Origin of the sequence: Marinitenerispora sediminis (assembly GCF_003336425.1) — a bacterium.
GTDB lineage: Bacteria > Actinomycetota > Actinomycetes > Streptosporangiales > Streptosporangiaceae > Marinitenerispora > Marinitenerispora sediminis.
Genome location: NZ_QEIO01000045.1, coordinates 1 through 22,963 on the forward strand (window position 1 = coordinate 1; position 22,963 = coordinate 22,963).

The following is a 22,963-nucleotide window of genomic DNA, read 5'->3' on the forward strand; positions in this document are numbered from 1 at the left end:
CCGCCCCCGCCGAACTCGCGGGCCCGGCGGCCGGCGCCCGTGCGATGCCGCTCGCCTGACCTGTCGGCGGGGGGTCCGCCGCCCACGGGCGGGGGCCTGCGGGGCTCCTGGGCCGCCGGCCCCTGGTCACCGGGCCTCCCCGTGGCCGGCGCCCCGGTCGCGCGCCGCGGCTCGGCGGGCGCGGTGGTTGGCGACGTTGACGCGGTTGCCGCACAGGCCGGGCATGCCGACCACCGGCCAGCACCCCCGGCCCCCGCCAGCGCGCTAGCGCAGGATCCAGCTCCGCCCCTCGGCCGCGAGCTTGGCGATGAGGGTGGTGGCGTCGTGCTCCTTGGCGAACAGGTGCTCGGGGCGGGTGATGGGGACCACCCACAGCCAGTTCACCGGGTCGCCGTGGAAGCTGAGCCCGGAAGTGTCGGGCGGCGGCGGGTCGCCGGGGCCGACGAGCGGGCCGGGGTCGGCGACGAGCAGCACCGCGGCGTGGTCGCCGCGGACGGCCGCGTCCTCGGTGGTGGGCAGCCACTTGACGCTGTGCCCGGGACCGAACCAGGTGACGGCCCGCCACGGGAAGGTGCCCAGCCAGCGGAACATGCGTGCCGCCAGGTGGGCCGGGGTCGTGGTGGCCAGTGCCAGCTCCACCCGCGCGTAGGCCGAGGTGTCGGCCATGTAGCGGTCGAGGGTCGGCATCCGCTGCCCCGACATCCCCACCGTGCTCAGCACCGTGTAGGGGCGGTCGGCGGTCGGCGGGCGCTCCGACACCCGGATCAGCGGGTCGTGGCCGTCGGAGACGTCCCAGTAGTGGCCGGGCGGCCCCACCGTCCGGCCCAGGTGGCCGAACACCGTGCGCTGCACACTGCGCCACGCGTTGGGCGCCTCGCGCCACGCCCAGTACGCCTCGGCGTGCACCACCCGGGGCCACAGCTGCGCGGCGACGTCGTCCAGCGCCCAGGCGTAGGGGCTGCGGCCGATCGCGTCGCGCGCGTAGCCCGGCAGGCCGCGGTCGGCCTCGGCCCAGCCGGGGATGATGGCGAGCAGGCCGTCGTCGTCCAGCAGCGCGACCCCGTCGCCCTCCTCGAACCAGACGACGCGCAGCCGGTCGGCATCGAGCGGGGAGCGGCCGTGGGGGTGCTTGGTGTGCGCGGCGGGCATCAGCGGCGCGCGGCCGGCGGCGGCCTCCTCCGGCTCCGGGCCGTCCGGGGCGAGCTCGTGGTTGGCCAGCCAGACCGGGACCCGCACCTCGCCGCGCGGATCGAGGAGGTAGGCGGCTGTGGTCCGGGAGTCGTACTCGACGACGACGCGGCGGCTGCGGTAGGGGCTGAGCCGATCGAGGAGAACGCGCGTACCGGTCACCGGCCCGACCACCCTCCCTCGTCGTAACGCGACCCGTCCAGGCGGCGCATACTATGGACGCCGTGCCGGTGGCGCCGCACGCTGACCCGCGACAGGCCGTTCGGGCCCTAAACTACCGCGAAGCACCGGTGCGCCGCCGCCCCTCAGCCGCCTCCGCGATCGGGATCCGAAACATGCCTGCCGAGCTCACCTTCGCCGCGCCGCGCCGTGCCAAGCCGCCCCGGCACCTCGCCGACCTCACCCCGGACGAGCGCCGCGCCGCGGTGACGGAGCTCGGCGAGAAGCCGTTCCGCGCGAAGCAGCTCGCCCAGCACTACTTCGGCCACCTGGAGTCCGACACCGCCAAGATGACCGACCTGCCGGCCGAGTCGCGGGAGCGGCTGGGCGAGGCGCTGCTGCCGCCGCTGCTCACCCCGGTGCGCCACATCACCTGCGACGACGGTATGACCCGCAAGACCCTGTGGCGGGCGTTCGACGGCGTGCTGTTCGAGTCGGTGCTCATGCGCTACCCCGACCGGGTCACGCTGTGCGTCTCCTCACAGGCCGGATGCGGCATGAACTGCCCGTTCTGCGCCACCGGCCAGAACGGGTTGACCCGCAACCTGTCCACGGGCGAGATCGTTGACCAGGTCGTGTCGGTCGCCCGCGACCTGGCGCGGGGCGAGGTCGCCGGCGGCCCCGGCCGGATCAGCAACATCGTGTTCATGGGCATGGGCGAGCCGCTGGCGAACTACCGCCGCGTGCTCGACTCGGTGCGCCGCATCACCGACCCCGTCCCCGGCGGGCTCGGCATCTCCCAGCGCGGCGTGACCGTCTCCACGGTCGGGCTGGTGCCGGCCATCGACAAGCTGATCGCCGAGCGGCTGCAGGTGCGGCTCGCGGTCTCGCTGCACGCACCCGACGACGAACTCCGCGACGAGCTGGTGCCGGTCAACACCCGCTGGAAGGTGGCCGAGGTGCTCGACGCCGCGTGGCGCTACGCCGGCACCACCGGCCGGCGGGTGTCGATCGAGTACGCGCTGATCCGCGACATCAATGACCAGGCGTGGCGCGCCGACCTGCTCGGCGAACTGCTGGCCGGGCACCTCGTGCACGTCAACCTGATCCCGCTCAACCCCACCCCCGGGTCGAAGTGGACCGCCTCGCGCCCCGAGGACGAGCGCGAGTTCGTCCGCCGGCTGCAGGCCCACGGCGTCTCCGTGACCATCCGCGACACCCGCGGGCAGGAGATCGACGGCGCCTGCGGCCAGCTCGCCGCGGCCGAGCAGTAGCGGGGTCGGCGGGGAGCCGGGAGCCGCGGTGGGCGAGACGGCCCTCGCCTTCGGTATCGCGCTGACCTCAGCGCTGCTGCCGTTCGTGAACATCGAGCTGTACCTCGTCGGCGCCGCCGCGCTGCTCGATGACGGCGCGCTGGTGGCCATGGCGGTGGCCGCCGGTGCGGGGCAGACCATCGGCAAGATCGTCTACTACTACCTGGGCCGCGGTGCGCTGGACGTCCCGTGGCTGCGCCGCAGGGCCGAGCGCCCGAACCGCTGGACCCGGCGGATCGCGGCCTGGCGGGAGCGGGCGGAGCGCCGGCCGGTGTGGGCGGCCGGGCTGGTCGCGGTCAGCTCGTTCTCCAGCGTGCCGCCGTTCATGGTCGTGTCGGTGCTGGCCGGGACCATCCGGATGCCGCTGGCCTGGTTCGTCGTGATCACCATGGTGACCCGGACGGCGCGGTTCGTGCTGCTCGTCTACGTCCCCGACCTGGCCGGCGAGCTGGTGCCGGCCTGAGACGGCAGCGGCCCGCCATACGTGGAACGTGGAACGGCGGCCGTGCCCCTCGGGGGCGAGGCACGGCCGCCGTCGTTCGGTAGGACGCCGGGGCGGGGCAGCGGGTTTACCGGGCCGCCCGCAATCTTTTCGGCCGCCGGCCGCCGGCCCCGGATCAGGCGGTCTTGATCGTGCCGCCGTCGACGACGAAGTCGGCGCCGGAGACGCTGGCCGCGTGCGGAGACGCGAGGTGGACGACCAGCGCGGCGACCTCCTCGGGCTCGATCCAGCGCCCCGTGGTCATCCCCGTCTGGGCGGGCAGCCCGTCGAGCAGCTGGTCGAGGCCGACCCCCATCGAGGCCGCCAGCGCGGCGCCGTACCCCTTCGCCCCCTCCCACAGGGAGGTGCGGACCGCGCCGGGGGACACGGTGTTGACCCGCAGGCCCTGCGGGCCGTACTCCTCGGCCAGGGCCTTGCCGAGCGCGGTGAGCGCGGCCTTGGCCGTGGTGTAGGGGACAGGGCCGGAGTGCGGCATCCGGGCGCTGGCGGACGAGACGTTCACGATGGTGCCGCGGCGGCGCAGCAGCGCGGGCACGGCCGCGCGGACGGCGCGCACGGCGCTGAGGAAGTTGAGGTCGTACGTCGCCTGCCACACGCCGTCGTCGAAGGCGAGGAACCCGCCGACCTGCTCGGCGCCCCCGTCACCACCGCCCACGTTGTTGACCAGGAGGTCGAGCTCGCCGAGCTCCGCCAGAGCGGCGTCCACGAGCTGGCGCGGGCCGTCGGACGTGGCGAGGTCCACCTGGATGGCCACCGCTCCGGTGTCGCGCAGTTCCGGGGTGACCGTGCGCGCGCCGGCCACCACCCGCACGCCTTCGCCGACCAGGGCGCGGACGATGGCGAGGCCGATCCCGCGGCTCGCCCCGGTGACGAGGGCGGTCGTTCCGGTGAGCTGCATGTCCATGGGGACTCCTCCGTAAGTGCAACGTTGGTGACGCATGAAAGATAGTACTAGCGACATTAATGTTGCAAGTGTCGGCGAAACAGCGTCTCTCGTGTAGTGTTTTCCCTATGGAGCGAGAGGTGGCCGTGCCAGGCGGACCAGGTGGGCGGGCGCTGCGGTCGGACGCGGAACGCACGGTGCGGCGGATCCTGGAGGCGGCCGAACGCGTGCTCCGCGACGATCCCACCGCGACCATGGAGCGCATCGCCGAGGCCGCCGGGGTCGCGCGCACCACGATCCACCGGCGGTTCACCTCGCGAGAGGCCCTGATCGACGCGATGACCCTCTGGGCGGCCCAGCAGTTCGACGCCGCCGTCCGGGCCGGCCGGCCGGACACCCTGCCGCCGCTAGTGGCGCTCTACCAGGTGACGGCGAACGTGCTGCGGGTGAAGAGCGGGTGGGGGTTCGCCATGAGCCGGCCCGGATCGGCGGACCCCGAGGTGGAGCGGATCCACGCCCGCGTGCTCGCCGAGTGCGACCGGCTGTTCCTCCGGGCGCGCGACGCCGGGGACATCCGGGCCGACGTGGACCTCGTATGGGCCCGCCGGGTGTACTACGCGCTCATCCACGAGGCCACTCGGAGCATCCCGGCCGACGGCGACACCGACGCGCTGGCGAGCCGGGTGGTGGACACCCTGCTGCGGGGGATCGGCTCCGCGACGTGACCGGTCCCGCCTCCGGCCGCCTGCGGCCGGCCCGGCGCGCGCCAGGCGGCGCCGCGCCGCGGAGGAGGAGCGGCCAGCGCGTCGGTCACGAGGCCCGGAACGTCTCGGTGCCCCCGCTGTGCGGGGCGCGCGGACGCGGCCGGGGCCGGCCTCTCGTGCTCGTCCGCGGTCACCGGCCCGATCAGCGGGCCGGGCGGTCCCGTGTTGGCGGTTAAGTAGCCAACGCGGTTGAGCGGCGTGCGGTCGTCGGCACCGCTCGCAGGGCCGCCGTCGTACCGCACGCCGGCCATCGCCGCCGCGGAAGCCGGGCCGCGGCGAACCCGTGGCCCCGACGCCCGGGCGACCGTCCCCCCAGGAGCCGCTGGACGCGCTGCCGCGCGGCGGTCCCCGGCCGCCCGGCCGCGGTGCGGATGGCGGCGGAGGAGCCCCGGCCGACCTGCCGCGGCCGTTCCGCGGTGCGCTGGGCGGCCGCGTCCCGGCGGCCCTGTCCAGGGGGACGCCGCCGGTTCTCCGTGCGTCGGCTCGGTGCCCCGTCGGCCCGCTCCGCCACGCGCTCGCGCCGGGCGCGGCCCGGTGTCCGCGGGGCGGGACCCGGCCCGCGCCGTGCGGCGGGCGGCGGCTGGCCGCGCCCCGCCGCGGCGGTTCAGGGGTGCAGCCGCTCGCGGACCGAGTCGAGTGACAGCAGCGCGACGTGCAGGGACAGGCACGTCTCCACCGAGTCGAGGTCGGCGTTCAGCACCCGCGAGATCCGGCGCAGCCGCTCGTAGAACGCCGGCCGCGACAGATGCGCCCGGGTGGCCGCGAGCGCCTTGTTCCGCCCGGCCGCCAGGTAGCAGCGCAGCATGTCGGTGAGGTCGCTGCCGTGCCGGGCGTCGTAGGCGAGCAGCGGGCCGAGTTCGCGCTCGACGTAGGTCTGCACCCGCTCGTCGTCGCGGAAGAGGTGCAGCAGCCCGCGCAGGTGCAGGTCCGGCAGCCGGTAGTACGGCCGCTCGTCGCTCTGCCGCAGGGCCACGTCGCCGACCTGCCGCGCCTCCAGGAAGGAGCGGCGCACCTCGCGGATGCTCTCGGCACGCGAGCCCACGGCGAGCACCGAGCCGTCGCCGACCCGTTCGCGGATCCGTTCGGCGAGCCGGGTGAGGCAGGACTCCAGCGGCTCGCGGTCGGGTAGCGCGAGGAGGATGCCGACCCGGAGGTCGTCCAGGGAACCGACGAGCACCTGGAGCCGCAGGTCGCGGCAGGCCCGGGCGGCTCCCTCGGCGGTGTCGGCCAGCCGGGCCTGGGCGGCCAGGCCGGTGCCGTTCTCCCGCAGCCGCAGCACGAGGCCGACGAGGTTGCGCCCGCTCAGCGGCACGCCCACCGCGCGGGCCCGGACCAGCGCCTCCTCCGGGTCGGAGTAGGCGCGGTCCACGATGCCGGCGATGATGGTGCGGTGCGTCTGGCGTTCCAGGCCCTCCTCGTGGCGCTCCAGCAGCCGGCCGAGGGCCAGCGTGCTGGCCGCGCGCTCCACGAGCATCGTCTGCCGCGCCGTGGGCGGGCCGCCGCACACCAGGATGAGCCGTCCCCAGTCCTGGCCGCGCGCGCCGACCATGGTGACCAGCCATCCGGTGGCCGGGTCGTGCGTGGTCCGGGGCGGGGTGGACACCCGGCGGGACCGGCTCTCCCAGGCGGCCAGCAGTGCGCCGGGGTCCTCGCCGCCGGGCTCGCAGGCGAGCACCTGGTGGGTGAGGTTCTCCAGCACGACGGGGCACCCGGACAGCCGCTGCACCTCGCGTAGCACCTGCCCGGGCTGCGCGCCCTCGACGGACAGCTGCGTGAAGACGTCATGCAGCCGCTCGGACTCGCGCAGCTCCGCGAGCTGCTCGTTGACCACGCGGACGTGCACGGCCTCGGTGATCTCGACGAACCTGGCCTCGCGGTCCAGTGAGATGACCGGCATCCGCGCCTCGCGTGCGGCGTCCAGCAGTGCCGCGGGGAGCTCGGAGTGGTACTTGCGCCCCAGTTCCACCGCGATGCCGGCGACGCCGACCTCCGCCAGCTCGGCGACATAGCGGCGCAGTGCCCCGGGGTCGTCGGGCATGGCGATGCCGGTGGTCAGGACGAGCTCGCCGCCGCGGAGCAGGTGGGCGAGGTCGGTGACCTCGGCGATGTGCACCCACCGCACGGGGATGTCGAGGTGTTCGGCGCCGACGACCACCCGTGCCCGGGCCCGGCGCAGGGCGGGCAGCCGGAGCACGTCGGCGAGGGAGGGCAGCACGTGACCGAGTCTAGCCAGCGCAGTGTCAGCGTGCGGCGGAACCCGTTTACAGCCTGGAACCGGGCCGGGCCTGACCTGGCCGGACGCGACCGGTCCCCCGGAGCGCGCCCTGTCACTCCGTCATTACGTAGCGTGACCGTAATGGGGGGAACGGTTACTACATGACCGATTCGTCATGACATGTTGTTAATTCTATGGATGGGAAACGCCGGGGCGGCGCTGGCGGCCGGCCGCGCGTGCCGTGAGACTTGGAGCATGTCGGATCTGCTCGCTCGTCATCGCGCGGTCATGCCCTCGTGGCTGACCCTGTACTACGACACGCCCATCGAGATCGCCGCCGGCAAGGGCAACCGCGTCACCGACTCCGAGGGTCGGAGCTACCTCGACTTCTTCGCCGGCATCGTCACCAACATGCTCGGCTACGACGTGCCCGAGGTCAGAGAGGCCGTGGAACGGCAGCTGGCCCGGGGCGTGGTGCACACCTCCACCCTCTACCTGCTCCGCGGCCAGGTGGAGCTGGCCGAGAAGATCGCGCGGCTCTCCGGGATCCCCGACGCCAAGGTGTTCTTCACGAACTCCGGAACGGAGGCCAACGAGACCGCGCTGCTGCTGGCCACCTGCGCCCGGGGCAGTGACCAGGTGCTGGCCATGCGCAGCAGCTACCACGGCCGGTCCTACGGAACGGTCGCGGTCACCGGGAACCGGGTGTGGAAGAACTCCGCGCTGTCACCGCTGAACGTGCACTACCTGCACGGCACCGACCGCGGCCACCCCGCGTTCCGCGGGATGTCCGACGCCGACTACGTCGCTGCCTGCGTCGCCGACCTGCGCGACGTGCTGGCCACCGCGACCGCGCCGGACGTGGCGTGCCTCATCGCCGAGCCGGTCCAGGGGGTCGGCGGGGTCGCCATGGCCCCGGACAGGCTGTTCGCCGCCTACAAGGAGGTCCTTGACGAGCACGGCATCCTGTTCGTCTCCGACGAGGTGCAGACCGGGTGGGGGCGCACCGGAAGCAGCTTCTGGGGAATCGGCAACCACGGCGTCACCCCGGACGCACTGACCTTCGCCAAGGGGCTCGGCAACGGGTTCGCGATCGGCGGGGTGGTGGCGCGCGGCGACCTCATGGACGGCCTGCCGGCCAACAGCCTGTCCACCTTCGGCGGCAACCCCGTGGCGACGGCCGCCGCCAACGCCGTGCTGGACTACGTGCTCGACCACGACCTGCAGGCCAACGCGGCCCGGCTCGGCCCGGTGATCCTGGACGGCCTGCGCCCGCTGGCCGACTCGCTGGCCACCGTGGGCGCGGTGCGCGGCCGGGGGCTGATGGCCGGGGTGGACATGGTCGACCCCGGCACCGGTGCGCCCAGCCCGGAACTCGCCGCCGCGGTCCTGGAGGAGACGCGGCGGCGCGGCCTGCTGGTCGGCAAGGGCGGCGTGCGCGGCAACGTGCTGCGTATCGCGCCGCCGCTGACCCTGACCGAGGACGAGGCCCGTGAGGGGCGCGACATCCTCGTCGAGGCGCTCACCGAGGTCGACGCGCGCGCGAGCGACTGAGGCGCGCCCGCGCCGCCGGCGGGCGGCGCACCGCGGCGGAGGCGGTCCGGGGCTGACTCCCCCGGAGCCCGGAACGCCTCCGCCGTGTGCTGCCCGCCTGCGGCGTGGAAGTGGCCTGGTGCGCCGTACCGGGATATGCTCACTCCGGACGGTGCCGGAGGCTTCCCGCCTACTGCCGTCCGCGGCTCAGTGTGCCGCCAGGGCGTGTGCGCGCACGGTCCGTGCGTTGTGCGCCACCACGATCCCGGCGCACTCGTCGCAGCCGAACACCTCGGAGCCGTCAGGCAGCTCGCCCAGCGGCTGACGCGGCCGAGGCCACTTGGCGTGGCAGATGGCGCAGGCGTCGCCTGTCAGCTGCGCCGGGGTGAGTGACCCCGGGTCGAACACGTAGATGCTGCCGCTCGAGTCCGCATTCGCTGTGCTTCGCTCGCACATGATGCTCAGACCGCTCAACGTCCTTGCTCCCCCCGTGGTTTAGGACAGTCTGGCGGGCCAATAGTTACCGGCTCTTTATTGAACCAGAAACGCTGGAGCACCGGAATAGCCCAGGCCGATTTTCGTAACACAGAGCGTTGCCATACTAACGCTAAGTAGCAACAAGCCGAACATCTCGGCGCACTGTTTCGCTGCCGGGGCGACATAGTGGACGAAAGCCGTCAGAGGTGTCGGTGGTCGGCCGCCGGTTGCGATGCCTTCATCGCCCGTCCAGCGGGGTCTCCGAGGATTCGCGTGCCCGAAACCCCAGCCGTTCGCGGCCGACGCGCCGAGCATCCGAGGGTGGCCGTAACCCCCGCCGCGAAGCGGGGTGAACCCGGCACTCGCCATGCGCCGGACGGCCGGGCGCGTCGCGGGACCGCCGGCGGTGCGGCGCGCCGCGCGTGGAGCGGTAGGCGCACGGTGGGGGGACGCCGCGGGCGCGACCTCCGTGCCGGTGGCAGCCGGGGGCTCCCCGCCCTCGGGAGTTGGCGGACCGCCCTTCCGGGCGGGCGCCGAGCGGCGGTCGGCCAGGGCGGAGACCTGCTGGTGGCCCCGGCTCTGGACGTCAGGCATTGCGGAGGTTATCTCCATGGTGGATAAGATCGCTGAAGGCAATTGGCCAATCTGGTTGGCGAGTCGTGTGAGGCAACGGTGCCCACCGGCCGGTGCTCATGCTGGGCGCCGGCCTGTGCCCGCCCTCCTGTGACCACCCCCCTGTCCGCTGACCGAGGAGCCCGCTGTGCCGCCCACTCTCGGCGCTGTACTTCGCACCCCCAGATTCCGGCTGCGGCTGCTCACCGACGGTGCCCGGCTCGACCGGCCCGTGCGGTGGGTCGCCGTCAGCGAGCTGACCGACCCGACCCCGTACCTGGAGGGCGGCGAGCTCCTCCTGACCACCGGGATCAGGTGGGCCGAGCGGGCGGGCACGGCGCGCGACTACGTCCACCGCCTGGTCGAGCGGGGCGTCGCCGGGCTCGGGTTCGGTGTCGGGGTGGCCCACGACAAGGTGCCCGCGGACCTGGTGGAGGCCGCTACCGAGCTCGGCCTGCCGCTTGTCGAGGTGCCCGCGTCCACCGCGTTCGTGGCCATCGGCAAGGAGGTGTCGCGGCTGCTGGCCAAGGAGGAGTACGAGGGGCTCACCCGCGCCTTCGTGGCGCAGCGGCAGCTCACCCAGGCCGCACTCCGCGGGTCCGACGCGGTGGTCGACCGCCTCGGGGCCGAACTGGGCGGATGGGTCCTGCTCTTCGGACCCGGCGGCGCGCTGCGGCACGCCTTCCCGGCTGAGGCCGCGGCTCGCGGGCCGGCACTCGACACGGAGGTGCGGCGGCTGCGCGGCTCCCCGCACCGCGCCAGCGTGTCGGTGTCCAGCGGCGGCGAGAACGTGGCCATCCAGCCGCTGGGGGTCGGGGGACGGCTGCGCGGCTTCCTCGCGGTCGGCTCGACGCACCGGCTCGGCCCCGACGAGCGGACGCTGGTCAACGCCGCGATCTCACTGCTGTCCCTCGAACTCGAACGCAGCACCCCCGGCAGCGGCGCGGAACTGCGGGTCGGGCTGCTGACCGCCCTGCTCGACGGCGCCGTGGACGTCGGCAGCCGTGCGGCCCGGGGCCTGCGCGCCGTACTCCCGGCCGAACCCGTCGTCGTGGCCGTCGCCGCGACCGACCCCGAGGGCAGCGTGGTGGCCGACCCGCAGTTGGAGGGGCATCTGGCCGCGGAGCTGGCCGGCCGGGTGGTGGTCCTCGGCAGCGTGGCCGACGATCCGGGGGAGACCCTGGCCCGCGTCACCGGCGGGCCGGTCGGCGTCGGCGAGCCCACCGGGTACGCCGACCTGTCCACGAGCCGCACCCAGGCCGAACGCGCCCTCGAATCGGCCCAGCGCGGTGCGGCCCGCCTCGTGCGCCACTCCGACCTGCCCGGGGGCTTCCTGGGCCTTGTCGACACCCCGTCCGGGACCCGCATGGCCGACGACCTCCTGGCCCCGCTCCGCGACCAGCGCGCCGCGAACGACCTGCTCGCGTCGCTGCGGGCCTTCCTCGCGACAGCGGGCCGCTGGGACGCGGCGGCGGAGTCCCTGGGCATCCACCGCCACACGCTGCGGTACCGGATCACCCGCATCCGGGAGCTGCTCCCGGGAGACCTAGACGATCCGGACTACCGCACGGAGCTGTGGCTGGCGCTGCGGGTGCTGGAGAAGTCGTAGCGGCGCGGACGCCCGGGCCCGGATTGGCGCCGCACGCGGTGCCCGCCGCGCCGGGCCGCGGGCACCAGCGGGCGGCGGGGGTGCGGCCTGCGGCCGGTCCGGTGCGCCGGGCCGGGCGCTGTGCGGGTGGTCGGCGTGCGGGCGGTTCCGGTCCGTCCGGGCCGGTCATGGCGGGTGGGCGCCATCCCGGTGCGGACGCGGTGCCCCGGCTGCCGGGACGCGGTCGCCGTGCCGTGGCGCGGCTGCGATGATCCGGCCTCATGAGGGCGGGTCCGCTGTCGCGGGACGGGCGGTGCTCGTGGGCGTTCCAGGAGCTCGGGCGCTCCGGCCAGGATGACGGCAGGGGCCGCACAGCGGCACCGGCCTCCTTCGGGGGGACCACCCCGTCCGGTTGGCCGCCATGGCGGCCAACCGGCGGCTCGGGCGCTGGCCCGGCGGAGCCTCGCGGCCGCTGACCTGGTCGCCTCCTGTGGGAGCGTCGACGGCGTGACACGGGAGACACGGCGGCTTCGCGGCGCCCGTGGCGGACGTCCCGCGCCGACGCGCGGAGTACGACGCCGTCCGTCTCGATGTGAGCCGAAACCGTGCGGGCTGGCCGGATCAGCGGGCGGTGGTCGGCCTGCGTCACCAGCCCGGCGATCAGTGCCGCGGGCGAGCCGAGGCGCTGGGGCTCGCGGCCGGGGCACCGCGGGGAGCAGGTGCCGGGAGCCTGCTCCAGTGGCCGACATCAGCCCCGTTCACCGGCCGGGCAGGTTCCGCGTGCGTGGGGCGGAGCGTGTGGTCAGACACCCGGCTACGCGGGTTCGGTTCCTCCTCGCGCGCTGGTACCCCACCCGTCTGCGGGCGACGCCGCCCACCGTGTCGGGACAGCCCCCCGCAGGACGGCCACAGGAGCCGACCCGCGGGGTTGCGGGGCGCTGCCGACACGCGGTCCGATGAACGCCCCGCTTTCCGCGGCACCGTTCTCGCTACTCCCCGTGCCACGTGCGCCACAGCGCCGCGTACGTGCCGCCCTCGGCCAGCAGGTCGTCGTGCGTCCCCAGTTCCGTGACGCGCCCGTCCTCCACCACCGCGATGCGGTCGGCGTCGCAGGCCGTCTGCAGCCGGTGCGCGATCGCGATGACCGTGCGGTCGGCGAGGACCGCCGACAGCGACCGCTCCAGGTCGCGGGCCGCGCGGGGGTCGAGGAGGGAGGTCGCCTCGTCGAGGATGAGGACGCGCGGGTCGGCGAGGACCAGGCGGGCGAGGGCCAGCTGCTGGGACCGGGCCGGGTCGAGGGTGCGGCCGCCGGAGCCGACCTCGGTGTCGAGGCCGTCGGGGAGCTCCCGCACCCAGCCGTCCGCGCCGACCGCGGTGAGGGCGGCCAGGATCGCCTCCGGGGTGGCGGCGCCCTCGCGGACCATCGCGACGTTGTCGCCCACCGTGCCTTTGAAGACGTGCGCCTCCTGGGTGACGAGCGCGACTCTGCTGCGCTGCTCCTCGGGGGACAGGCCGGTGAGCGGACGGCCGCCGACCAGGATGGAGCCGGTGCGCGGCGGGTGCACCCCGGCGATGAGCCGGCCGAGTGTGGACTTGCCGGCGCCGCTCGGGCCGACGATGGCGAGGCGTTCACCGCTCCGCAGTTCGAGGTCGACGTCGCGCACGACGTCCTCCTCCGGCCGGTACCCGAAGCTCACTCCGCGCAGCACCACGCTCCCGTCGGCGCTCGTCCGGCCGCCCGCCCGGGCCGGGTCCGCCGGGGCCGCGGCGGGTGCGGCGGCCGCAGGTTCTCCGGCCCGCGGGCCGGATCCGGCCGTCTCCTCGGCCAGCCGCACGCCGAGCAGCCGGCGCAGCGCCGCGTAGCTCTGCATGGTGGGATCGACCTGCTCGAACAGCTGCTGGACCGGTCCGACGAGCTGCTGGACGTACAGCGTCGCCGCGGTCACCTCGCCCAGCGAGGCGTGCCCGTTCATGAGCAGCCAGCCGCCCGTGAGCAGGGTTGCCGCGATGGGCAGGATGTGGCTGATCTCCACGGTCGGGAACCACACGGTGCGCAGCCACAGCAGGTAGCGCTCCGTGGCGTAGGACCTGGCGATGTCGGCGTCGGTCCGCTGATCGCGCTGCCGTTCCCGGCGCAGCGCCTCGACGGTGTGCGCGCCCTCGACCGTGTCGCTGAGACCCTGCAGCATGGTGCTGTAGCTGGCGAGGTCGGCGACGTAGCCCTGCGGCGCGCGGCGCAGGTACCAGCGGGTGCCCGCCCACAGGAGCGGCAGCGCGGTGAGCGCCGGCAGCACCAGGAGCGGGTTGACCAGCGCGATGCCGACGGCGGTGAGCAGGAAGGTCACGAGGGAGATCGCGATCTCCGGCAGCCCCTCCCGCACCGTCGAGGACAGGTGGTCGATGTCCCGGCCCGTGCGCGCGACGAGATCGCCGGTGCCGGCGCGCTCGACGGTGGCCAGGCGCAGCCGCAGCACCCGGTCGATGAAGTCCTCGCGCAGCTCGGCCAGCACCCGCTCGCCGAGCCGGATCGACGCGGTCACCGACAGGTAGCTCAGCAGGGCGTGCAGCAGTAGGCACCCGGCGATGCCCGCCGTGGCGAGATCGATCCGACCGGTGCTGCCGGTGCCGCCGACCACGTCGTCCACGACCGTCCCGAGCAGCCACGGGGCGGCCAGACCGGCGGTCGAGGCGGCACCGTGCAGCACCAGGACCCCCAGCGCCGGCCGGCGGTGGCGGGCCAGTGTGGCGCGGGCGAACGCCCGGACCTCGCGCCCGTCGGCGACGGGAAGTCCGCGCGTGGGCGTCTCGACGGTCATCACAACTCCTCGCGTGCGATCCCCCGGCCCCCACCGGGCGGGGTGCGGCGGTCCTCGATCGGGGCCGGGGCGGGCAGGTGCGCTCGTGGAGTGCGCCGGGGCGGGGGCCGTTCCGGCTCCGGGAGGCCTGGGCGGACCGAACGGCCGCCCGGAGGCCCGGAGCCGCCCGCCCGCTCGCGCCGGCCGGCCCGGAGAGCGCTCATGCGCCGTCCCCGCGCCGGACCGTGCGGGCGTAGCCGGGATCGTCGCGCAGCAGCTCCCGGTGGCCTCCCTCGGCCATCAGGCGGCCGTCGGCGACGTGGCAGACCCGGTCGGCGCGGTCCAGCAGCAGCGGGCTCGTGGTCACCAGCACGGTGGTGCGCCCGGACCGGTACTTGGCGAGTCGTTCGCCGATGGCCGCCTCGGTGTGGGCGTCCACGGCGGAGGTCGGTTCCACCAGGATCAGCACCTCGGGCTCCACCAGCAGCGCCCGCGCGAGCTTGAGCCGCTGCTGCTGCCCGCCGGAGAACTCCCGGCCGCGGTCGGTGACCAGGCCGTCGAGCCCGCCCGGCAGCGCGGCCACGATGTCGGTGGCGCTCGCGGCGTGCAGCGCCGCCGCCAGCCGCTCGTCGGAGGCACCGTCCGGGGCGAGTTCGCTCCGCAGCGGTCCGGGGAACAGCCAGGCGTCATTGTCGCTCACCAGGATCCGGCCGCGCACCTCCGCCAGCGCCATGTCGGGCAGGGCGACCACGTCCGCGGTGTCCGCCCGGGCGGGCTCGGGCGCCGCGGAGGGCACCGCGCCGAACAGCACCGGCGGGTCGCTGTCGCGCAGCCGGGCGAGGCGCTCGGCGAGGGCGGTGCCGTCGGCCGGCCGGGCGCACGCGACCGCCGTGAGCGCGCCCGGCCGCACTGTCACGCCGCTCACCGGGTCGTACAGCGCGCCGCCCGGTGCGGGGCCGGGGACCGGAGCGGCGGGGTCGGTGACATCGCGCCGAAGGGAGAGCACGCGCACGATCCGGGTCGCGGCGACGTGCCCGGCGACCGCCACCCCGAGGACGGCGGTCAGCGACTGCACCGGCACGACGAGGTAGGCGGCGTACCCGTAGAAGGCCACCAGCTGGCCGGTCGTGATCTCGCCGGCGAGCGCCGCACGGGCGCCGAACCACACCACGGCCGCGACCAGCAGGCCCGGCAGCAGGACCTCGGCGGCGCGCAGCAGCGCGTCGAACCGGCCGACGCGGACCCCGGCCCGGCGGGTCTCCTGCGAGGCGGCCCGGTAGCGCCGGGCGAACATCCGCTCGCCGCCGATTCCGCGCAGGACCCGCAGCCCCGCCACGATGTCCCCCGCCTGGTCGGCGAGTTCGGCCAGGCGCTCGCGGTGCGTGGTGGTGCGGCGGTGGTACGGGCGGATCAGCGGCCCCAGGGCCAGGACGATGGCCGGTACGCCGATGACCACCAGCAGCCCCAGTGTGAGGGAGGACGAGAGCAGGTAGACGCTGATCCCGGCCACGGTCACGAGCGAGCCGACCAGCATTCCGGTGTACTCGGTGAGCTCGCCCAGCTCCTCGATGTCGGAGGACCCGACCGACACGACCTCGCCAGAGGAGACCCGGCGCCGCAGGGTGACCCCGAGCCGGCCGGCCCGCCGGGCGACGACCTGCATCGTGCGGTACGCGGCGTGGAACCAGTTGTAGACGTCGGCGCGGTGCGCGGCCGCGGCCAGTACCGCCTGCACCGTACCGGTGCCGAGCAGCACCGCCACCCACATGAGCAGCGCCCGCGGGTCGCGCTCCGTCAGCCCGGCGTCGATGACGCGCCCGATGATGGCGGGCGGCAGCGCCTGCACTCCCATGAACAGGGTGCTCATGGCGCTGGCCAGGACGAGCGACGGCCACTGCCGGCGCGCCGTCCAGGCCACGTAGCGCCACGGCGAGCGGTGGTCCGGCATGCCGGGCTCGGGGGCTGGGATGGGATACATAGCCCAGTGACACTAGCTCGAATGTGTGTATCACAGCCACTTGTTTTCCCAGGTGGGCCGGATCGGGCGGGGGATCGGGCAGGACGGGGGCCGGCAATACGCCCGAAAAGCGATCTTCGCGACGGCGAATTCCCTCGCCCCAATTCCCTCATGTGTACTTTTGTCACCTTTTTCACCCAGGTATTACCGCGACGTCGATGGTGGGGCGGATGGCGGCCGGTTTCCGGATGGGAAAAGGGTGGGCTTCGTGAAGTCGCCGGAGTTTATGCCGCTCTCCGGTGCGTGCCGGCGGGCGTCCGAGGAGCCGCGGCCCCCGGTCTCGGGCGCGCGCGTCCGGATCCCCCCGGCGCGGCGGCGATCGGCGTCGGGTGGCTGGCCGCCCGGTCGGGGAGGGGGAACCCGGTCGTCGCCGAGGACGGCGGTTTGGCGGTGCGGCGGGAAGCGTCGCGGGGCGAGTGCGCCCTCCCGGCTGACCGCCGGCCCTGCTGGGCGGGCGACGTGGGCGTTGGCTGATCGGCGGCGGTGCGGCGCGTGAGCAGGCGGCCGACCGGATCCAGGCGCGAGCCGCCGCCCGAAGAGCGTGGTCCGGGCCCTGGACCGGCCCGGACCGGAGAGCGGGCGCCGGCGGCCCGGCGCTGGCGGCGACCGGTGCGCCCGACCGCGGCGGCGGGGCCCCGACATTCGGCCTGAATTCGCGGGACTTTCGACCCGTTCCCTTCTGGTGCGGGTGCGGTGGCCCCCTGGGGGAAGGCGGCCTGTTCTCGGATTATGGACAGAGAATTCCCCGGGCTCGCGATGCTCCTTCGTGGATGATCACTTGTCCAAAATGTGAATTCCGCCAGAAATGCTGCATCGAGGGCCGATCGCGAATACGCTCGCTAGTTGACCCGGAGTATCGGCAATTCACGGTGGACCGGCTCGGTGGCCGGACCCCGCCGTCCGAACCCGTGAAGGAACGCAGTGCTCGCGATCGACGACCACATGAAGGAGCTACTGGCGATCCCGGGTGCGCGCAGCGTGTCCCTCGTGGACCACACCAACGACCGCGTCATGGCCCGGCGCGGCCACGACCCCGCGGCGGTGCCGGGCGAGGCCGCGGGCACGGCGGCCGTCATCCGCGTGATCCTCGAAACCGAGCCGTTCGCCCACCGCGGTCGCGAGGCCGACCTGGAGGACGTCGTGCTCACCACCCGCTCCGGCTACGTCCTGGTCGCGGTCGTCCGCGGGAGTCCGGGGCCGAGGACCCGCTGCCACATCCAACTGCGGCTCGACCGGACCACCGGCAACCTCGCGCTCGCCCGGCGGGCGATCAGGCGGCTCGCCCGGCGGCTCGCCGCGGAGTCCACCGCCGAGCTCCTCGCGCTCGGACGCGCCCCCTCGGTCCCCATGCAGCGCCGCCGCGGCCACGGGCCGGACACGGGCGGCGCGCCGAGCACCCGCACCACCGCCGGGCTGCCGGTGCGGCAGCGCGACCCGGACCGCCCCGCGCGGGGGGCGGACGGCGTCAGGTGGACGCCGCCGGACCGCGCCACGCTGGAGCGCGTGCTGGGCGCCCTCCGGGGGCTGTACGCCTCTTCGCCGCGGGCCGGCGTCTCCGTCCTGCAGGCGGGGGTCGGGTCCTGATGGCTCGATCCTCCCGAGGCCGCGGCGGCGGGCTGCTCCGGGCATGGTGGCGCGCGTGGCGCGCGCCCGATGACCTTCCCGCACCACCACAGATGAATGGAGGGTTGGCAATGGCCGACATCGACACCGGGCTGAAAGAGATGATGTCCATCGACGGGGCCATCGGGGCGTCGCTGGTCGACTACGGCAGCGGCATGGCGCTGGGGTCGCTGGGCACGTCCAAGGACCTCGACCTCATGGTCGCCTCGGCCGGGAACACCGAGGTGGTCCGCGCGAAGCTGCGCACGATGGACCAGTTGGGCATCAAGGACAGCATCGAGGACATCCTCATCACGCTGGCGAACCAGTACCACCTGATCCGGCCGCTCACCAGCCGCAAGGGCAGCGGCCTCTTCCTGTACCTCGCCCTGGACCGCCACCGCTCCAACCTGGCGCTGGCCCGGCACCGGCTGCGGGGGATCGAGGCGACCCTGGACGTCTAACCGCCCGGCCGACGCGGTGACCGGGAGTACTGGAGAGGGACCGGTCACCGCGCTGACCGTCGCGCGGGGCCTGGCTGCCGGGCGCCGCCTCGCAGCCGGGGCGCGGAGCAAGCCCAGGGAACGAAGCCCGTACCGCGGCGGCGCGATGACGGAGTCGGCCGACAGCGGGTCGGCCACGGTCGAGGTCCCCTGCGAGTCCGCTTACGCCGAGTACAGGGTCGTCCTCCAGCATTACTGGGGGTCGGACTCGACCGGCCCCAGCGACCCGAGCGAGAGCTGCGAGGACAGCGACAACGTGAGGGATTGGGACCGCGTGATAGAGACCCCGAGGTACAACCTCTGCCTGGTACGCGTCCCCTGACCCTTCAGCCTTCGGCCCCGGACCAGCCCTGCTCAGGTAGGCCTTCGCCGAGACCACCGCGCCTACTCCCATACGGACCGGTGCGCGGCTGACGGCTTCCACGGCGGCCGGGACGCGCTGCCGCGGGGGCGGGGAGGCGTCGCCGAGAACGGTCAGCCCACGGACGAGCGGCCCATGATCCCGTGGCCGGTCGGTTCCCACTGAGCGGCACGCCCGCCAGCAGGACCGGCCGCTGCCGCACGGTCGCGGATCAGCCCATTGCCCCTCGCGGTCCTCTCCTGGCTGCTACCCCGTGCCACCCGCGCGGTGCTCTTCGCCGGAGGCCGGCGGAGCGGGAACAGCGGCCCGCTTCGGCGTCCCGGGCCGAGTCGGTGGCGGGCTTCTCTATCACATGGGCGGCGGTTTTCTTGGGCGATGGCCGAAGTCGGCCACGAGTCGAGTAATCCGCGCTGTTTCCCCGGTACGCAGTCGCGAGCTGCCGTAACAATGATCGTGATCGCAATGTGTGACGACTTCGTCACGTAGCGGTCGCTGTCCGGACGGCCGGAAACAACATGAGGTGCGACGTGCCGGTAGCTCCAGCTGGGCTCTCCAGGAACGGTGACGCGGGGCCGCCGACATGAGCATCGGCCGCCGCCGGGCGCTGCTGATCGCCGCCACGTCCCACACCGATCCCGTTCTCGCCGACCTGCCGGTGGCGCGTGCCGGGGCGCGGTCGCTGGACGCCGTGCTGCGCGCACACGGCCGGTTCGACGAGACGACGCTGCTGCTCGACCCCGACCGCGGTCGCGTGCAGGCGGCGGTGCGCTCCTTCCTGGCCGACTCCCGGCCCGACGACCTCCTGCTGCTCTTCTTCACGGGGTACGGGCTCGTGACCGGGGACGGCCGGCTCTTCCTCGCCGCCCGCGACACGGTGTCCCGGCGCCCCCGGCGCACCGCTGTCCCCGTCGGCCTGCTCGGCGACCTGCTGCGCGCCGCGCCCACCCCGACCGCCGCGGTGCTGCTCGACTGCCGCCATCGGACCGCCGGCGACCCCTCGGCGGCCGGCGCCCGGGCGGGATTGCCGGAGGTGGAACTGCGCCGTGAACTCCACGGCGTCGGCGTGGTCGTGTCGGCGGCGGAGCGTGATGCCACCACCGGCCGGCCGGACCCGCACCTGCCCGGCCGGCCGGACCCGCTCGGCCACGCGGACTGCGGCGTGCTCACCCTCGCGGCCGCCGCGGCACTGGCCGGAGCGGCCGAGGACCGCGACGGGGACGGCTGGATCGACGCCCGCGACCTCGTCGAGCACCTGTGTGCCGACCTCGGCCGGATCACCGGCCTGGGGCAGCCGGTGGCCCTGCGCTTCGGCGAGCACGACGGAGGGGCGGTCCGCCTGGTCCGCGGCCGGGGCGCGGGGGGACCGGAACGCGCCGGGACCGGCGCCCTCGTCGGCCACCTCGGTCCCGGGCGCGGCCCCAGCGCGCTCCCCGGACCGCCCGACGATGATCCCGCCCTACCCCTGGACGCCGCCCGCTGGCGCGCGCTGCTCGACTACCACGCGTGCTGCGTCCGCCGGGCGGCGGTGGTCCGGTCCTTCGCCGACCTGGACCGCGCGGGCGGGCATGTCTGCTGGCCGGCCGGTCCCGAGCCGCTGTTCAGCGGCGCCGACCCGCGGCCGGCGCTGGGGAGCGCCGCCGCCGACCTCGTCCGGGCGGCGGTGGAACGCGGCGAGACCGTCCGCTACGGATACCCCACGGTGCTGCTGGACCCGGCCGACCTGCCGGGGCTGCCCGATGCGGAGCTCCCGGCCGCCGGCCTCCTGGCGGCCCCGCTGTTCGTCGTGGACGTCGATGCCGACGCGGCCATCACGGGTCCGCGGCTGCGGGCGCTCTCCGCCCCCGTCGTCAACCCCGCGGTGCTGCGCGCGCTCGGCCACCCGGGGCGCACCGACTCCGTCGAACTGCGCGAGTGGCTGGCCGACGGAGCGGACGGCCCCGTGATAGCCGACCTCGCGTGCCGGACCCGGCGGCTGCTCGACGATCTCGGGATCGAGCCCGTCGACACGATCGACCCCGCGCGCCTGCGGGGCGGACTCGCCCGGTTGCCGCCCCGGCCCGGGGCCCGCAACGTCGCCCTGCTCTACCGTGCGGCGCCGCCGGCGGTCGCCGTCTCCGGTGTCCTCGCCGACCTGGCCTGCGACGAGGAGACGGGGCTTCGGGTGCAGCGCATCGGCGACACCGCGCTGGCCGCCCTCGCCGGTCCGCGCCCGGGGGGCGCCGACCCCGGAGCGCCCGTCGACACCCGCGGGCTCGGCGAGCCGCAGCGCGACGCGCTGCGGTCAGCGATGGCCGAAACCCTCACCGTGGTCGCCGGTCCGCCCGGCACCGCGGTGACCGGCCTGGCCGCGGCCGCCGTGCAGTCCGCCGTCGTCGCGGGGCAGAGCGTGCTCGTCGCCGCCCCGGACGCCTCGACCGTCGAGAGCGTCGCCCGCTCCGCCGACGTCGACGCGCGTCCGCTCGTGGTGCGCACCGGCGGGCCGCGGTACCGCGCCGCCGAGCCGCAGGTGCTCGCCGAACTCCTCGGACGCGAGCACGGCGGCGGCGATCCGGCGGTGCGCTACGCCAGCCTCCGCGAGGACTGGACCAGCTTGCGCACGGCCGAGCGGACCGTCGACGCGGTTGCCGCCCAGGAGCACGAACTCGCGCTGCTCGCGCGGGCGCGGTCCCGGCTGGCCGCCGCCGGATGGGATCCCGCGGCCGTGTTCGGCTCCACCCGGCGCTCTCCCGAGGAGTGGGCTCGCCGGGCCGGGCGCGCGTTCGGCCGCGGCGTGGCGGGCGCCCTGCGGCGCGCGGCCATCCGCCGCGGACTGGGCGTGCCGGCCGACCCGGCGAGTCTGGCGATGCTCGGCCGCGCCGCCCGCGCGGAGCACGACTGGCGGACGGCGATGGACCGCTGGCGCCGCAGCGCGGTGCCCGCGGATCCCGCCGCCAACCTCGACGCCGCCGCCGGCTGCCACCGGCTGTCCAGCCTGGACTGCCTGAAGGCCGCGGTGGCCAGCAGGATCGAGGGCGGCCGGCAGGCCATCGCCAACCGGCTGCACAGCCTGAACTGGCACGGGGCGAGGAGCTGGGCCGGGTTCCCGTGGCTGCTGACAGCCGTCCCTGCGTGGGCGACCACCACCGCAGGGGCCCGAGCCCTCCCACCGGAGGCCGGGCTGTTCGACCTGGTCGTCCTGGTGGACGCCGGAAACTGCCCGGTGGCCGAGGCGCTGCCGCTGCTGTACCGGGCCAAGCGCGCGCTGGTCGTCGGCGATCCGCGCCGGGGGACGTCGCCAGCCGGCCCCGAACCCGAGGAAGAACTGCGGTACCGCCAGGCCGCCCGGCTCGGCGAGCGCTGGCTGACCGAGCGGGCGCTGCGCGGTACCGGCGACTCCGGTTACCACGCCTGCGCCGCCGCCCTGGCCGCCACCGGGCGGCCCGTGCTGTGGCTGGACGAGCACGACGGCCGGCACCCCCGGCTCGCCGCGCTCGCCGACCGGCACTTCTACGGCGGGCGCTCCACCGCCCCGGCCGCTCGCACCCACCACCCGGCCCCGCGCGGCCGGGTGGTGGAGTGGCGCGATGTCGTGGGCGGCTGCGCGCGCACCGTCGGCCGGTCCTGCGTCAACCCGGAAGAGGCCCATGAGGTCGCCGCGGCGGTGCGGGCCCTCGACGCCGCTCTGCCGGCCGGTGCCGCCATCGGTGTGGTGGCGCCGTACCGTTCGCAGCGGACGCTGCTGAGCCGGCTCGTCGAGCACGCGGGCCGCCGCCGGGAGGTCCGGGTGGGCGCGGCCGAGGCGTTCCGCGGCGAGTGGGACGTCATGGTGCTCTCGCCCACCATCTGCGCCGGCGCGCCGGCCGACCTGGCGCGTCGCGCGACCGAGTGCGCCGACGCGTGGCACGCCGTGCTCACGCGGGCGAGCCGGCGGGTGGTCGTGGTGGGCGACGCCGCGTTCTGGTCGGCGTGCGGGGGCCTGCCCGCCGAACTCTGCGCCGAGGGGCTGATCGGCGGGACCGCTCCCGGCCGGGGAGCGGTGGCCGGCGCACCGGCCTGGCCGCCGGCCGACCGCGGGGCCGCCCGGCGGCGGCGCGATCCCGCACGGCAGTCGCTGCTGGACGCGCTGCGCAGCATGTCCGACGAGGTGACGGAGGACGTGTCGGCGGGCGGCCACCACGCCGACCTTCGGGTGCGCACCCCGCACGGGACCACGCTGGTCGTGGTGGACCGGTCCGGCTCCGGCCGCGAACTCCGCCGGCTGCTCGGCCGGTGCGTCCAGCTCCACCGGTCGGCGGGCGAGCCCGTCGTCCGCGCCCCCGCCTGGCGCTGCCTGCACGATCCGGACGGTATGGCCAAGGAGATCCTGAACGCGGGCGCGTGAGGCCGTCACGCACCGCGAGTGGGCCCGACCGCGGGGGCGGCGGCCGCCGTGACCGCATCGAGCGGCGGGCTGGGGGCCCTGCCGGGGCCGG

At 75.2% G+C, this 22,963-nt stretch carries 14 protein-coding genes; 8 read left to right on the forward strand and 6 right to left on the reverse strand.

Features of this window, described 5'->3' with window-relative positions:
• Window positions 1–264: 264 nt before the first annotated feature.
• Window positions 265–1,350, reverse strand: coding sequence for a suppressor of fused domain protein (locus tag DEF28_RS10990; protein WP_114399654.1), 1,086 nt, complete (start codon window positions 1,348–1,350; stop codon window positions 265–267).
• Window positions 1,351–1,523: 173 nt separating this feature from the next.
• Here DEF28_RS10990 and rlmN point away from each other — a divergent pair, with 173 nt between their 5' ends.
• The gene (gene rlmN / locus DEF28_RS10995; protein WP_114399653.1) at window positions 1,524–2,621 is read left to right on the forward strand and encodes a 23S rRNA (adenine(2503)-C(2))-methyltransferase RlmN; all 1,098 of its coding nucleotides are present in this window, start codon (window positions 1,524–1,526) and stop codon (window positions 2,619–2,621) included.
• A 28-nt stretch (window positions 2,622–2,649) separates the two neighbouring features.
• Complete coding sequence (locus tag DEF28_RS11000; RefSeq protein WP_114399652.1) at window positions 2,650–3,123, forward strand: VTT domain-containing protein; 474 nt, start codon at window positions 2,650–2,652, stop codon at window positions 3,121–3,123.
• Window positions 3,124–3,277: 154 nt separating this feature from the next.
• Here the strand turns inward: DEF28_RS11000 and DEF28_RS11005 are convergent, their stop codons facing one another.
• Complete coding sequence (locus tag DEF28_RS11005) at window positions 3,278–4,066, reverse strand: SDR family oxidoreductase (protein WP_114399651.1); 789 nt, start codon at window positions 4,064–4,066, stop codon at window positions 3,278–3,280.
• 107 nt (window positions 4,067–4,173) lie between these two features.
• On the opposite strand from DEF28_RS11005, the gene DEF28_RS11010 reads away from it, so the two are divergent.
• Entirely contained in the window at window positions 4,174–4,770 is a 597-nt protein-coding gene (locus DEF28_RS11010) for a TetR/AcrR family transcriptional regulator (protein WP_114399650.1), read from the forward strand.
• Window positions 4,771–5,413: 643 nt separating this feature from the next.
• Here the strand turns inward: DEF28_RS11010 and DEF28_RS11015 are convergent.
• Window positions 5,414–7,024: a PucR family transcriptional regulator gene (locus DEF28_RS11015; RefSeq protein ID WP_114399649.1), complete on the reverse strand. Its 1,611-nt coding sequence runs from the start codon at window positions 7,022–7,024 to the stop codon at window positions 5,414–5,416.
• 255 nt (window positions 7,025–7,279) lie between these two features.
• Here DEF28_RS11015 and DEF28_RS11020 point away from each other — a divergent pair, with 255 nt between their 5' ends.
• Window positions 7,280–8,578: an aspartate aminotransferase family protein gene (locus tag DEF28_RS11020; RefSeq protein WP_114399648.1), complete on the forward strand. Its 1,299-nt coding sequence runs from the start codon at window positions 7,280–7,282 to the stop codon at window positions 8,576–8,578.
• Window positions 8,579–8,764: 186 nt separating this feature from the next.
• Here DEF28_RS11020 and DEF28_RS11025 read toward each other — a convergent pair whose 3' ends face one another.
• Window positions 8,765–9,013: a hypothetical protein gene (locus DEF28_RS11025; RefSeq protein WP_114399647.1), complete on the reverse strand. Its 249-nt coding sequence runs from the start codon at window positions 9,011–9,013 to the stop codon at window positions 8,765–8,767.
• A gap of 781 nt (window positions 9,014–9,794) precedes the next feature.
• Here DEF28_RS11025 and DEF28_RS11030 point away from each other — a divergent pair.
• Complete coding sequence (locus DEF28_RS11030; protein WP_114399646.1) at window positions 9,795–11,255, forward strand: PucR family transcriptional regulator; 1,461 nt, start codon at window positions 9,795–9,797, stop codon at window positions 11,253–11,255.
• Between the two features lie 968 nt (window positions 11,256–12,223).
• Here the strand turns inward: DEF28_RS11030 and DEF28_RS11035 are convergent.
• On the reverse strand, window positions 12,224–14,050 hold the full coding sequence (locus tag DEF28_RS11035) for an ABC transporter ATP-binding protein (RefSeq protein ID WP_114399645.1): 1,827 nt from the start codon (window positions 14,048–14,050) through the stop codon (window positions 12,224–12,226).
• A gap of 199 nt (window positions 14,051–14,249) precedes the next feature.
• The gene (locus tag DEF28_RS11040; RefSeq protein WP_114399183.1) at window positions 14,250–16,007 is read right to left on the reverse strand and encodes an ABC transporter transmembrane domain-containing protein; all 1,758 of its coding nucleotides are present in this window, start codon (window positions 16,005–16,007) and stop codon (window positions 14,250–14,252) included.
• Between the two features lie 960 nt (window positions 16,008–16,967).
• On the opposite strand from DEF28_RS11040, the gene DEF28_RS11045 reads away from it, so the two are divergent.
• The 3 genes from DEF28_RS11045 (at window position 16,968) to DEF28_RS11060 (ending at window position 22,872) form a co-directional block, all read left to right on the forward strand.
• Window positions 16,968–17,630 (forward strand): hypothetical protein, encoded by a 663-nt coding sequence (locus tag DEF28_RS11045; RefSeq protein WP_114399184.1) that lies wholly within the window; start codon window positions 16,968–16,970, stop codon window positions 17,628–17,630.
• A 110-nt stretch (window positions 17,631–17,740) separates the two neighbouring features.
• Window positions 17,741–18,112 (forward strand): hypothetical protein, encoded by a 372-nt coding sequence (locus tag DEF28_RS11050; RefSeq protein WP_114399185.1) that lies wholly within the window; start codon window positions 17,741–17,743, stop codon window positions 18,110–18,112.
• A gap of 980 nt (window positions 18,113–19,092) precedes the next feature.
• Window positions 19,093–22,872: an AAA domain-containing protein gene (locus tag DEF28_RS11060; protein ID WP_114399187.1), complete on the forward strand. Its 3,780-nt coding sequence runs from the start codon at window positions 19,093–19,095 to the stop codon at window positions 22,870–22,872.
• Window positions 22,873–22,963: the final 91 nt, after the last annotated feature.

Excerpts from the sequence above, each read along its gene's own strand:
- DEF28_RS11005 (WP_114399651.1), bottom strand. The coding sequence starts at position 4,066 with ATGGACATGCAGCTCACCGGAACGACCGCCCTCGTCACCGGGGCGAGC.
- DEF28_RS11050 (WP_114399185.1), top strand. The coding sequence starts at position 17,741 with ATGGCCGACATCGACACCGGGCTGAAAGAGATGATGTCCATCGACGGG.
- DEF28_RS11010 (WP_114399650.1), top strand. The coding sequence starts at position 4,174 with ATGGAGCGAGAGGTGGCCGTGCCAGGCGGACCAGGTGGGCGGGCGCTG.
- DEF28_RS11020 (WP_114399648.1), top strand. The coding sequence starts at position 7,280 with ATGTCGGATCTGCTCGCTCGTCATCGCGCGGTCATGCCCTCGTGGCTG.
- rlmN (WP_114399653.1), top strand. The coding sequence starts at position 1,524 with ATGCCTGCCGAGCTCACCTTCGCCGCGCCGCGCCGTGCCAAGCCGCCC.
- DEF28_RS11060 (WP_114399187.1), top strand. The coding sequence starts at position 19,093 with ATGAGCATCGGCCGCCGCCGGGCGCTGCTGATCGCCGCCACGTCCCAC.
- DEF28_RS11025 (WP_114399647.1), bottom strand. The coding sequence starts at position 9,013 with ATGTGCGAGCGAAGCACAGCGAATGCGGACTCGAGCGGCAGCATCTAC.
- DEF28_RS11040 (WP_114399183.1), bottom strand. The coding sequence starts at position 16,007 with ATGTATCCCATCCCAGCCCCCGAGCCCGGCATGCCGGACCACCGCTCG.
- DEF28_RS11035 (WP_114399645.1), bottom strand. The coding sequence starts at position 14,050 with ATGACCGTCGAGACGCCCACGCGCGGACTTCCCGTCGCCGACGGGCGC.